Raw genomic sequence first — 12203 nt, 5'->3', positions numbered from 1 at the left:
TCAACCATGAGGAATGTGGGGGCTGAACTGGCCTCTTCGCGGGCACGCCCGCTCCCACAGGGACAGCACAACATTCAAGGCCTGTGCAGTCCCTGTGGGAGCGGGCGTGCCCGCGAAGAGGCCAGTTCAGCCCCCACATTCCTCATGGTTGAACACACGCGCCGCAACCCGCTAAGGTCGCGCCCTTGATTCACGAGAGGCAACCATGGGCTACCTGATAATCGTCGCGCTGATCCAGGCGTTTTCCTTCAACGTGATCGGCGAATACCTGGCCGGCCACGTCGACAGCTACTTCGCCGTGCTCGCCCGCGTCGTGCTGGCCGGCCTGGTATTCCTGCCGCTGACCCGCTGGCGCCAGGTCGAGCCGCGCTTCCTGCGCTCGATGCTGCTGATCGGCGCGCTGCAATACGGCATCACCTACGTCTGCCTGTACCTGAGCTTCCGCGTGCTGACCGTGCCGGAAGTGTTGCTGTTCACCATCCTCACGCCACTGCACGTGACCTTGATCGAAGATGCCCTGAACCGGCGCTTCAACCCCTGGGCGCTGCTCGCGGCCCTGGTGGCCGTGGCGGGAGCCGGGGTGATCCGCTTCGACAGCATCAGCGGCGACTTCTTCATCGGCTTCCTGCTGCTGCAACTGGCCAACTTCACCTACGCCGCCGGCCAGGTGCTGTACCGCCACCTGGTCGCCCGCAACCCCAGCGACCTGCCGCACTACAAGCGTTTCGGCTATTTCTACCTGGGCGCGCTGATCGTGGTGTTGCCGGCGTTCCTGCTGTTCGGCAATGCCCAGCACCTGCCGACCACCAACGTGCAGTGGTTGGTGCTGCTGTTCCTCGGTCTGTGCCCGACGGCCCTGGGCCTGTACTGGTGGAACAAGGGCGCCTGCCTGGTCTCCGGCGGCACGCTGGCGGTGATGAACAACCTGCATGTGCCGGTGGGGCTGCTGCTGAACCTGCTGATCTGGAACCGTGACGAGCCGCTTGGCCGGTTGTTGCTCGGTGGCGCGATCATCCTGGCATCGGTATGGCTGAGCCGCCTGGGTAACCGGGCGCAGGCGCCTGTGACGGGCAAGGCCTGACATGCACACCATCTTCGTCATCGTTGCGCCGATCTTCGCCCTGATCCTGGTCGGCTTTCTGTGCCGCAAGACCAACAAGCTGGGCGACAAGGCCGCTGCCGAGATCAACAAGATGGTGGTCTGGCTGTGTCTGCCGGCGCTGCTGTTCAAGGTCACCGCCACGGCGACCTGGAGCGAGATCTGGCACCCAGGGTTCATCGTCGCCTTCGGCGCGGGGGCACTGGCGATGTTCGTCGTGACCCTGGCCTGGCGCCTGTACAGCGGCCATGGCCTGGTGGCGGCGAGCATCGACGGGCTCAGTGCCGGCTATGCCAATACCGGCTACATCGGCATCCCGCTGTGCCTGCTGCTGTTCGGCCAGCCAGGCCTGCAGCCGGCGCTGATCTCGTCATTGATCGTGGTCTGCCTGGTGTTCGCGATTTCCCTGACGCTGATCGAAATCGGCCTGCAGGAGGAGCGGCAAATCGGCCGTGCCATTCTGTTGGTGAGCAAGGCGTTGGCGAAGAACCCGCTGGTGATTTCGCCGCTGGCGGGGGCGGCCTGGGCCATGAGTGGTTTGGGGCTGGCCGAGCCGGTGATGCATTTTCTCGACATGCTGGCGCTGGCGACCACGCCTTGCGCGTTGATCTCGCTGGGGGCGTTTCTGGCCGAGAAGCGCACCGGTTCGCAGGCCAGCCCATGGCCGCTGGTGGGCTTGAAGCTGATTGGTCAGCCGGCGCTGACCTGGGTATTGGCGTTCAAGGTGTTCAGCCTGCCGACCATGTGGGCGGCTTCGGCGGTGTTGCTGGCGGCGCTGCCGACCGGTACCGGGCCGTTCATGCTGGCGGAGTATTACAACCGCGAGGCGGGGTTGATTTCGCGGACGATCCTGTTGTCGACCGTGGCCTCATTGGTGACCTTGACCGGGCTGTTGTACCTGCTGGGGTATGCGGGGTAGCTACCGGCCTCTTCGCGGAGCAAGCCCACAATGACGGGGCGCTGATCCTGGCGTCGGTGTGGATGAGCCGCCTGTGTAGCCTGACGTTATCAAGCAAGGCATGGCGCAGCTAGCTAAGACGCGTTCGTTAATGAACCCAAACCTGGCCGGCGGCTACCCGATAATCATGAAAACAAAATCGGGAGACCGGCGTGAAGCTAGAAACGCGAAGTATCGAATTCGTCCCACACGCTGAGCGTTATGGCACGCCTAAACGATTGTTCACCATCTGGTTCAGCTCCAACTTCCAGATTACCGCACTGATGGTCGGCACCCTGGGCGCTGCGTCGGGGCTGAGTTTTGCCTGGACCCTGCTGGGCCTGTTGGTCGGCAACCTGATCGGCACCGTGTTCATGGCCGCGCACTCTGCCCAGGGGCCGCACCTGGGCGTGCCGCAAATGATTCAGAGCCGGGCCCAGTTCGGTGTCCATGGCGCGGCGCTGCCTTTGTTGGTGATGGTCACGGCCGCTGTACTGTTCCTTGCCGCCAGCGGCGTGCTGATGCGTAACGCCGTGCAGGCACTGCTGCCCATGAGCGACGACCAGGCCATCGTGGTCGTCGGCGTGCTGACCTTCATCATCGGCTTTGTCGGTTACGAACTGATCCACCGCCTGGGGGCGTGGATGAGCCTGCTGTCCACGCTGGTGTTTGCCGGCGCCCTGGTGCTGATCCTGCTGCACCCCGGTGACACGGCAGGCACCACGGCAGTGACGACGGGCTTTTCATTCACCGCCTTCAACCTGATCGTGGCCCAGGCCGCCTCCTGGACGTTGGGCTATGGGCCCTATGTGGCGGATTACTCGCGCTACCTGCCGGCCAACGTCAACCCACGCGCCACGTTCTGGGCCACCTATTGCGGTTGCGCGCTGGGCTCCTTCGCCATGATGGCGCTGGGCGCGCTGGTGGCTGTGCAATTACCCTCGGCACTGGGGCATGACCCTGCGACGGCAATTGCCGGGCTGTTTGGCCCTTGGGCACCGTTGGCACTGGCCGTGATTGCGCTGGGGGTGATCCAGTACAACGTCTTGTGCCTCTATAGCGCCTACATGTCATCGGTCACGATCTTTGGTGCCTTCAAGACCATCAGGCGCGTAACTGCGACGGCCAAGGCGCTGGTGATGGCGGGCCTGACTGCCGCGGCAACGCTGATTGCCATCGCTACCCAACACAATTTCGATACGTTCTTTGCCGACATCCTGATCGGCCAGCTGTACCTGTTGATCCCCTGGAGTGCGATCAACCTGGTGGATTACTACTGGGTGTGCCGGGGGCAGTATGACGTGGGGGCGCTGTACGATGCCAAGGGCCGTTACGGCTGCTTCAATCGTCGAAGCCTGGCGGTGTATGCCGTGGCAATCATCGGCATCATCCCGTTCATGAAGCTGTCGTTCTACACGGGCTTCGTGGCCGAGTGGCTGGGGGCGGATATCAGCTGGGCGATGGGCTTGATCCTGGCCGGTGCGCTGTACAGCATGGTCAACGCCCGGGAAAGCAAAGCGCTTTTGGCAAGTTAGGCAACTGACTCGGCCCTGAGAGGGGAAGGGGCTGTAACGCCCCGTAAGCTCAAACCTCGTTCATTTCTTCAAGGCGACGCGGCATCGGCTCGGGTGCCGCGCGCCCCGCCAGCCCCACCCGCATGTCATTGCCACTCGGCTGCTGATACAGACTCAAGCCAAACTCCGGCAACACCGCCAGCAGGTAATCGAAGATATCCCCCTGGATCCGCTCGTACTCCGCCCACACCGTGGTGGTGGTAAAGCAGTAGATCTCCAGCGGCACCCCTTCGGCCGTGGTCTGCATCTGCCGCACCATGCAGGTCATGTTCGGGTGCACGTTCGGGTGGTTCTTCAGGTAAGCCAGGGCAAACGCCCGGAAGGTGCCGATATTGGTCAGCTTGCGGCGGTTGGCCGACAGCTCGGGCACAGGCCCCAGCGCCTCGTTCCAGGCCAGCAGTTCCTGGCGCTTGCTGGCCAGGTAGTCGCCCAGCAGGCTCACCTGAGTCAGGCGCTGCTCTTCGTCCGGGGTAAGGAAGCGCACGCCAGCAGCATCGATGAACAGGCTGCGCTTGATCCGCCGCCCGCCAGACTGCTGCATGCCGCGGTAGTTGCGGAACGATTCGCTCATCAGGCGCCAGGTGGGGATGGAAACGATGGTTTTATCGAAGTTCTGCACCTTGACGGTATGCAGGGTGATGTCCACCACATCGCCATCGGCACCCACCTGCGGCATTTCGATCCAGTCGCCCACATGCAGCATGTCGTTGCTGGTCAGCTGCACGCTGGCAACGAACGACAGCAGCGTGTCCTTGTAAACCAACAGCAGCACCGCCGACATCGCACCCAGGCCCGACAGCAGCAACAGCGGCGAGCGATCGATCAGGGTGGCGACGATGACGATCGAGGCGAAGATCCACAGCATCATCTTGGCCAGCTGCACGTAGCCCTTGATCGAGCGGGTGCGGGCGTGTTCGGTGCGGGCGTAGATGTCCAGCAGGGCATCGAGCAGGCACGACAGGGCCATGGTCATGAACAGCAAGGTGAAGGCCAGGGCGACATTGCCAAGGAAGTGCTGGCTGGTGTCGGACAGCTCTGGCACCAGTTTCAGGCCGAACTGGATCACCAGTGACGGGATGGTCTGGGCCAGGCGGTGGAACACCTTGTTGTGGCGCAGGTCGTCGAGCCACTTCAGCGCCGCCTGGCGGGCCAGCAGGCGGGCGCTGTGCAGCACCAGAAAGCGCGCCAGGCGCCCGAGCACCAGGGAAATCAGCAGCAGCACCGCCAGGCCGATAGCGGCGTGGAGCAGTGGATGTTGGTCGAGGGTGCCCCACAGGTCGAGGCTGTCACGCCAGATGCGTTGGATGTCCATAAGCTTGAAACCGGTCTTTTACAGCGAAACGAAGTGCCATTAGAGCGCGGAAGCCGACAAAGTTGCCAAAAGAAATTCGGCTAAGGCGGCAGAAAACGTTACCCTATGCAACTGAATTTCCCGCACTTGCCTGAGGTTACCTCCGTGTTCTCCCAATTCGCCCTGCATGAACGCCTGCTTAAAGCCGTGGCCGAGCTTAAATTCGTCGAGCCGACCCCGGTGCAGGCCGCGGCCATCCCCCTGGCCCTGCAAGGGCGCGACCTGCGTGTGACCGCGCAGACCGGCAGCGGCAAGACCGCCGCGTTCGTCCTGCCGCTGCTCAACCGCCTGGTTGACCTGAAGGGCGGGCGCGTCGAGATCCGCTCGCTGATCCTGCTGCCGACCCGCGAGTTGGCCCAGCAGACCCTCAAGCAAGTGCAGCTGTTCTCGCAGTTCACCTACATCAAGGCGGGCCTGGTCACCGGCGGTGAAGACTTCAAGGAACAGGCCGCCATGCTGCGCAAGGTGCCGGACGTGCTGATCGGCACCCCAGGCCGCCTGCTCGAGCACCTCAACGCCGGCAACCTCGACCTGTCCCACGTGCAGGTGATGATCCTCGACGAAGCCGACCGCATGCTCGACATGGGCTTCGCCGAAGACATGGAGCGCCTGTGCAAGGAGTGCGAGAACCGCGAGCAGACCCTGCTGTTCTCGGCCACCACTGGCGGTGCGGCCCTGCGCGACATCATCGGCAAGGTCCTGAAAGACCCTGAGCACCTGATGCTCAACAGCGTCTCGCAGCTGGCCGAAGGCACTCGCCAGCAGATCATCACCGCCGACCATGACCAGCACAAGGAAGCCATCGTGCAGTGGTTGCTGGCCAACGAGACCTTCGACAAGGCGATCATCTTCACCAACACCCGCGCCCTGGCCGACCGCATTTACGGCCACCTGGTGGCCAAGGACGTGAAAGCCTTCGTGCTGCACGGCGAGAAGGACCAGAAGGACCGCAAGCTGGCCATCGAGCGCTTCAAGCAGGGCAGCTCCAAGGTGCTGGTGGCCACCGACGTGGCGGCCCGTGGCCTGGACATCGACGGCCTGGACCTGGTGATCAACTTCGACATGCCGCGCAGCGGCGACGAGTATGTACACCGTGTGGGCCGCACCGGCCGTGCCGGTGGCGAAGGTCTGGCGATCTCGCTGATTACCCACAATGACTGGAACCTGATGTCCAGCATCGAACGCTACCTCAAGCAGCAGTTCGAGCGCCGGGTGATCAAGGAAGTGAAGGGTACCTACAGCGGGCCGAAGAAGGTCAAGGCTTCGGGCAAGGCGGTGGGTGCCAAGAAGAAGAAGGTCGACAAGAAGACTGGCGAGAAGAAGGCCGCTGCCAAGCGCAAGCCGACGGCCAAGCCACGGCCGAATGCGCCGCTGGCCAGTTCCGATGGCCTGGCGCCGCTGAAGAAGCGCAAGCCGGCTGCTGAGTAAACTATTCCTTCTCAGGCCCACGCGCTCTGTGTGGGAGCGGCCTTGCGTCGCGAAAGGGCCGCAAAGCGGCCCCAGACAATCTCGATTTGACGCATCAATCCGGGGGCTGCTCTGCAGCCCTTTCGCGACGCAAGGCCGCTCCCACGATGACCGCGTCTGAGGGTAGAGCGATTTAATCAGCCTTTTTCTCCGCTGCTTTCAGCTCCTTGATCCGCTTGTCGATCAACTGACATTTATCGGGCAAGTCCTTGCTCGCCGTCCCCAGCTCCATCCCCTGGAGCTCGTCATTGATCTCCTTGGCCTTCTGCGGGTTCTGCTCGGTCAGCTGACTGACCAACCCGGCCAGCTCCTCACGTTTCTGTGTCGCTTCTTCCGGTGTGCAGGCCCAGGCGGGCAGGGCACAGCACAGGGCGGTGGCACAGGCGATGCGCAGCAGCGGTTTCATCCTTTCTACCTCCGGCGGTGGTGATGCCCGGTGGAGACGCGCGCGCGGCGGTTGGTTCAGCGCCTGCGACCGGCGGCTATACCCCTGGGTATATTTACCGCAGCCATCCTCGGCTCTAGTTTGAGGCCACAACCACAACAACCGAGGAACACACCCATGGATCGATTGAAAGGCAAGGTGGCACTGATTACCGGCGGCGCGGGCGGTTGTGGCCTGGCCGCGTCGGAGCTGTTCGCCGCCGAGGGCGCCAAGGTGGTGATCCTCGACTTGCCGACCAGCCAGGGCGAAGCGGTGGCGGCACGCATCAATGCCGAAGGCGGGCAGGCACTGTTCGTCGCCGCCGACGTGTCGCAGGCCGACCAGGTGCACCGGGCGGTGGCCCAGGGCCAGGCGCATTTTGGCCCGATCACCGTGCTGATGAACCACGCCGGGATCATCGCCGCCGGCCCGTTCCTGGAAACCAGTGAAGCCGACTGGGACCGGCTGATGAGCGTCAACGTGAAAAGCATGTTCCTGGTCACCAAGGCCGTGCTGCCGGGGATGCTCGCTGCAGGCGGCGGCAGCGTGATTTGCACTTCGTCGATTTCCGCCGTGGTCGGCACGCCTATGGAGGTGCTGTATTGCACCACCAAGGGCGCGTGCCACATGTTCGCCCGCGCCCTGGCCGTGGAGTACCGCGACCAGAACATCCGCAGCAACGCCATTTGCCCGGGCTTCATCGGCACCGCCCATGGTCGCCGCGAGCTCGACTTGCTGCGCGGTTATGGCGTGGATGCCTCCGACGAGGCGATCAAGACCATGCAGGGGCGCCTGTGCGATCCGAGCGAAGTGGCCAACGCCGCGCTGTTCCTGGCCAGCGACGAGTCGAGCTTTGTCAGTGGCTCGCACCTGTTCGTCGACAACGCCTACACCGCGATGTAATACCCGGCCGGCAGCGCGCTGCCGGCTACCTAAAACAAGAACCGCTGCACCCTTCAATTCTGCCCCCAAGCCAATTCCAACAAGACAGAGGCAGCAGATGGAAAACATAGGCACTTACGTCATCTACGTGATCATGGTGTGCGCCGTGATCGGTGCGATCGCCTCGATCGTCAACGCAGAATCCGAGCTGGCCAAGGAGTTCACGGCCGGCCTGCACAGCATCGGCCCGATCTTTATCCCGGTGGCCGGGATCATGGCCGCCATCCCGTTCATTTCCAGCTTCATCAGCCACGTCATCGGCCCGCTGTTCCTGGCCATGGGCGCTGACGCCGGCATTGCCGGCCCGATTTTCATCGCTTCGGACCTGGGCGGTTACCAGCTGGCCCAGGCGCTATCGCACAGTCCAGAAGGCTGGATCCTCGGCCTGATCACCGGCTTCCAGTGTGGCTCGACGGTGATCTTCGTCATCCCGGTGGGCCTGGCCATGCTCAACAAGGCCGACCACAAGTACATGGCCCTGGGCATCATGGCCGGGTTGCTGAGCATCCCGATCAGCATCGTGTTCATCGCTATGGGCATGCAGGCCATGGGCCTGGGCGTGCGCCCGGACATCGCCACGGCAGGCGCCGCGACCCAGGCGCTGCACTTCACCTTGCCGACCTTGCTGCGCAACCTGTCGCCGCTGATCCTGTTCTGTGTGGCGCTGGCGGCGGCACTGCGCTACTTCCCCAACCTGATGGTCAGTCTGTTCCTCAAGCTGGGGCAGTTGATGTATGCGGCGGTGACCCTGGTGCTGGTGGCCTCGATCGTCGAGTACTTCACCGGTGCCTTCACCTCGCTGTTTGGCGGCTGGGGCTTCGCGCCGATCATCGCCGACAAGGCCGACCAGTTCCGTGCCCTGGAGATCGCCGGCTATGTCGGCATCATGCTCTGCGGTGCGTTCCCGATGGTCTACCTGATCAAGCGCTTCCTGTCGCAGCCGATCGAGAAAGTGGCCTCGAAGCTGGGCCTGTCCCCCGTGGGCGCCGCCGGCATCCTCGCAGCCTCGGCCAACATCCTGGCGATGTTCCGCCTGGTGGCCGACATGCCACCGAAGGACAAGGTGCTGGTGATTGCCTTCGCCGTCTGTGCGGCCTTTACCTTCGGTGACCACCTGGCCTACTCGGCCAATTTCCAGCCGACGCTGATCGGGCCGCTGATCATCGGCAAGCTTGCCGGCGGCCTGCTGGGCATGGGCCTGGCCTACTGGCTGGCGGTGCCCAAGGCGCTGGAGCTGGGCCGCCAGGAGGAAGACGCCGGCCTGCTGCCTGCCAGCCCAGCGTTGCACTGACAGGGCCTGGCATCGTTCAATGCCGCTCGGGCTTCTACAGCCGGGCGGCATTCGCGATTTCTTCCTACACCGCACAGGCCATCGCCATGAACAGCGACAACGCCGACCGCCTGGGCGCGGTCATCCGCAGCATTGGCAGCGACACCCTGGGCCCCGCCCTCGACACCGCGCTCAAGGGCGTGGTCGATTTCGACATGAGCTGCGCCTACCTGTTCCGCTTCAACCAGCCGGCGCTGCTGATCCACGACGGCTACCACCAGCGCGTGGCCGAGCGCACGCTCAAGGCCTACTTGCGCGGCGGCTACCTGCTCGACCCGTTCTATGTCGCCTGTACCAACAACCACCCGTCCGGCCTGTGGCGCATGAGCGAACTGGCTCCGGACAGCTTCTTCGCCTCGGGCTTTTCCATCTCCCACGACATCCACCCCTGTGTTTCCTCGCACCACGGCAGCCTGATCGAGGAAATCGGCTTCATCGTCCCGGTGCGGCCACGTACCGCGCTGGTGTATTCGCTGATGCGTGGCCTGGACAAGGGCGCGTTCGAGGCTGAGGAAGCGCAGCGGCTGGCGGCACTGACACCGGTGATCGATGCCATTTTCAGCCAGCACCTGCGCCTGGCCCATGCCGACGACCTGGCCGACCCGAAAGAGTCGGACAGCCAGCTGGAAGATGCCTTTGTCGACATCCTCCAGGGCCAGCTGACCGAGACCCAGCGGCATGTGGCCAAGCTGATCCTGCAGGGGCACAGCAGCCAGTCGATCTCTCGTGAGCTGGGAATCTCCGAAGGCACAGTGAAGGTGCATCGGCACAACATCTGGCAGCGGTTGGGGATTGCCGGGAATGCGGAGTTGTTCAGGTTGTTCATCAATTATCTGGTCAAGCAGTGACGGGCTCGCCCTAGCCGGTTCGTTAGGCTGCTTCCGCTTCATGTTGTAGTCCTTTTCCCAAAGCCTCCTGGCGCTGTTGAAGGGCGAGCGATTGCCCTCTAGTCTCGCCCTCAAACAGGAGGTATCGTATGTACAGATGTAAATACGGAGCGTCCCATGTTCTTTGAGTGGGACGAAGCGAAGAACCAGAGCAACATCCGCAAGCATGGTATCGACTTCAGCGATGTTCCAGATATGTTCAATCATCCCTTGCTGACTCGCCGGGATCGTTGCCTGGATTATTGCGAGGAGCGTTGGGTCAGCCTCGGTTGGCTGAAGACCTTGCTGGGTGTGGTCGTGTATACAGAGCGGGAGGGTGATGTCATCCGCATCATCTCCGCACGCAGAGCCACCAGGTGGGAGGCCAAGCTTTATGACCAAAGCATCGAAAACTGATTGGAGCCGGTTGGCTCAAATGGACGACAAGGACATTGATACCTCGGATATTCCGGAGCTGGGAGAGGACTTCTTCCGCGAGGCCGAATTACGGGTTCCAGCGAAGCAGACGGTGACCATACGCCTGGACTCCGATGTTCTTTCCTGGTTCAAGGAGCAGGGCGCGGGTTACCAGACGCGGATCAACCAGTTGCTGCGGCAATACATGCAGGCGCACCAACGCCAGCGCTGAGTTCTTTCTGAACGCTCGACACTTTCAACGGGTCCCAACCTGTGTACCCCCTTCGTCCACAGCAGGAGGCCATCTCCATGAGCAGCACCTACGACTGGGACCTGATCGAGCGTTTGCTGCACGAGGTGCAGAATGGCGCCGGTCACAGCTTCACGCCACGCCCCTATGCCGAGCAGCACGCTGCGGCGCTGGCCGCCAAGGGCCAACCGGTGGGTGATCTGGACCACCTGAAAACCCGTGCCTGCGAGTACGAAAAGCTGCTGTTCGAGCGCGGTTTCATCGAGAGCCGTGAGCAGGAAGAGGGCGGAAACGGCGAGAATTTCGTGCTCACCGAGCGTGGTTCGCGCTTGCTCAGCCTGATCGACAGCAGCATTCCGGGCTTCGAACACCCGCGTCAGGTGCTGGATGAGCAGGAGGACGGGCTGGACGAAACCACCTTCGAGCAGGTGTCGGCCAAGGCACAGATCGCTTGAGGTCGTTTTGAGGCTGGCAAGGGCAGGCCAGGAAACCCGATAATCGGTATTCCTTGACCACTGCCGAGCCCTTGCCGATGCCCTCGACCATCCAAAAGGCCCGCCCATGAGCGCGGCCCGCAAGAACCCCGACGCCTTTGCCTTCCAGGTGATGTTGGGCCTGTGCCTGATCTGGGGCTGCCAGCAGGTGCTGATCAAGACTGCGGCGGTGGATATCGCGCCGGTGATGCAGGCCGCCCTGCGCAACTGCATCGCCGCCATGCTGGTAGGGTTGATGATCTGCTGGCGCGGTGGCTGGGAACAGGTGGGCAACACCTGGCGGGCTGGGCTCGTGGCCGGCGGGTTGTTCGGGCTGGAGTTCCTGTTCATCGCCGAGGGCCTGAAGCTGACCTCGGCGGCGCACATGTCGGTGTTCCTCTATACGGCGCCGGTGTTCACCGCACTTGGCTTGCACTTCATGCTCCCCAGCGAACGGTTGCGGTTGCTGCAGTGGCTGGGCATCTTGCTGGCCTTTGCCGGGATTGCGATGGCCTTCGCGGGGGGCATGTCCTTCGCCGAGATGGATGTGCGCATGTTGCTGGGCGATGCCTTTGGCGTGCTCGCCGGGCTGGCCTGGGGCGCGACCACGGTGGTGGTGCGTGGCTCGCGCCTTTCGGAGGCTCCAGCAACCTTGACCTTGTTCTACCAGTTGGCGGTGGGTTTTGCCGGCTTGCTGTTGATCGCTCTGGTCAGCGGGCAGATCGGCGATGTGACCTTGACGCCGCTGGCGGTGGGTAGCGTGCTGTTCCAGGGGATCGTGGTGTCGTTCGTCAGTTACCTGACCTGGTTCTGGTTGTTGCGCAAGTACCTGGCCTCCAACCTGGCGGTGTTTTCGTTCATCACCCCGTTGTTCGGGGTGACGTTCGGTGTGGTGTTGCTGGGTGAGCCGTTGAGTGCGAATTTCGTAATCGGTGCGTTGATGGTGCTACTGGGCGTGATCCTCGTGAGTGCCGAGCCTTGGGTGAAGCAGCAATTGCGCAAGTTTGTGGGCTGAAGGTTGCCAGTACCGGCCCTTTCGCGGGTAAACCCGCTCCCACAGGATCACCACAGAT

13 protein-coding genes are annotated in these 12203 nt (G+C 63.0%); 11 read left to right on the top strand and 2 right to left on the bottom strand.

The annotated features are described in order from the left end of the window. Positions 1 to 205: 205 nt before the first annotated feature. The 3 genes from J7573_RS25180 (at position 206) to J7573_RS25170 (ending at position 3571) form a co-directional block, all read left to right on the top strand. Positions 206 to 1081 (top strand): carboxylate/amino acid/amine transporter, encoded by an 876-nt coding sequence (locus tag J7573_RS25180; protein ID WP_294341213.1) that lies wholly within the window; start codon positions 206 to 208, stop codon positions 1079 to 1081. 1 nt (position 1082) lies between these two features. Next, the gene (locus J7573_RS25175; protein WP_294341211.1) at positions 1083 to 2018 is read left to right on the top strand and encodes an AEC family transporter; all 936 of its coding nucleotides are present in this window, start codon (positions 1083 to 1085) and stop codon (positions 2016 to 2018) included. Positions 2019 to 2209: 191 nt separating this feature from the next. Further along, the gene (locus J7573_RS25170; RefSeq protein ID WP_294341209.1) at positions 2210 to 3571 is read left to right on the top strand and encodes a cytosine permease; all 1362 of its coding nucleotides are present in this window, start codon (positions 2210 to 2212) and stop codon (positions 3569 to 3571) included. 49 nt (positions 3572 to 3620) lie between these two features. Here J7573_RS25170 and J7573_RS25165 read toward each other — a convergent pair whose 3' ends face one another. Continuing rightward, positions 3621 to 4922, bottom strand: a complete 1302-nt coding sequence (locus J7573_RS25165) for a mechanosensitive ion channel family protein (protein WP_294341207.1) — start codon at positions 4920 to 4922, stop codon at positions 3621 to 3623. 105 nt (positions 4923 to 5027) lie between these two features. Between J7573_RS25165 and J7573_RS25160 the strand changes: the two genes are divergently transcribed. Then, positions 5028 to 6389 (top strand): DEAD/DEAH box helicase, encoded by a 1362-nt coding sequence (locus tag J7573_RS25160; protein ID WP_110636930.1) that lies wholly within the window; start codon positions 5028 to 5030, stop codon positions 6387 to 6389. Positions 6390 to 6561: 172 nt separating this feature from the next. Here the strand turns inward: J7573_RS25160 and J7573_RS25155 are convergent, their stop codons facing one another. Continuing rightward, a complete protein-coding gene (locus J7573_RS25155; protein ID WP_294341202.1) occupies positions 6562 to 6834 on the bottom strand; it encodes a hypothetical protein in 273 nt (90 codons plus the stop codon). A 156-nt stretch (positions 6835 to 6990) separates the two neighbouring features. Here J7573_RS25155 and J7573_RS25150 point away from each other — a divergent pair, with 156 nt between their 5' ends. The 7 genes from J7573_RS25150 to J7573_RS25120 all read left to right on the top strand — a co-directional run bounded on the left by J7573_RS25150 (position 6991) and on the right by J7573_RS25120 (position 12145). Then, entirely contained in the window at positions 6991 to 7755 is a 765-nt protein-coding gene (locus J7573_RS25150) for an SDR family NAD(P)-dependent oxidoreductase (protein WP_294341198.1), read from the top strand. A gap of 97 nt (positions 7756 to 7852) precedes the next feature. Beyond that, positions 7853 to 9085 carry an ethanolamine utilization protein EutH gene (gene eutH / locus J7573_RS25145; RefSeq protein ID WP_294341195.1) on the top strand — a complete coding sequence of 411 codons (1233 nt, stop codon included), beginning with the start codon at positions 7853 to 7855 and terminating at the stop codon, positions 9083 to 9085. Positions 9086 to 9171: 86 nt separating this feature from the next. Beyond that, a complete protein-coding gene (locus J7573_RS25140; RefSeq protein ID WP_294341192.1) occupies positions 9172 to 9972 on the top strand; it encodes a LuxR family transcriptional regulator in 801 nt (266 codons plus the stop codon). A gap of 156 nt (positions 9973 to 10128) precedes the next feature. Beyond that, positions 10129 to 10407, top strand: a complete 279-nt coding sequence (locus J7573_RS25135; RefSeq protein WP_294341190.1) for a BrnT family toxin — start codon at positions 10129 to 10131, stop codon at positions 10405 to 10407. Beyond that, positions 10385 to 10639: a BrnA antitoxin family protein gene (locus tag J7573_RS25130; RefSeq protein WP_294341187.1), complete on the top strand. Its 255-nt coding sequence runs from the start codon at positions 10385 to 10387 to the stop codon at positions 10637 to 10639. Before J7573_RS25135 ends, J7573_RS25130 begins: the two co-directional genes overlap by 23 nt. Before the next feature lie 77 nt (positions 10640 to 10716). Continuing rightward, positions 10717 to 11112, top strand: coding sequence for a transcriptional regulator (locus J7573_RS25125; protein ID WP_103446386.1), 396 nt, complete (start codon positions 10717 to 10719; stop codon positions 11110 to 11112). Between the two features lie 106 nt (positions 11113 to 11218). Beyond that, the gene (locus J7573_RS25120) at positions 11219 to 12145 is read left to right on the top strand and encodes a DMT family transporter (protein WP_294341185.1); all 927 of its coding nucleotides are present in this window, start codon (positions 11219 to 11221) and stop codon (positions 12143 to 12145) included. Positions 12146 to 12203: the final 58 nt, after the last annotated feature.

It is taken from the genome of Pseudomonas sp. (genome assembly GCF_017744435.1).
GTDB lineage: Bacteria > Pseudomonadota > Gammaproteobacteria > Pseudomonadales > Pseudomonadaceae > Aquipseudomonas.
The sequence above is the reverse complement of the archived record's forward strand: the minus strand, read 5'-3'. Positions and strand labels throughout refer to the sequence as shown.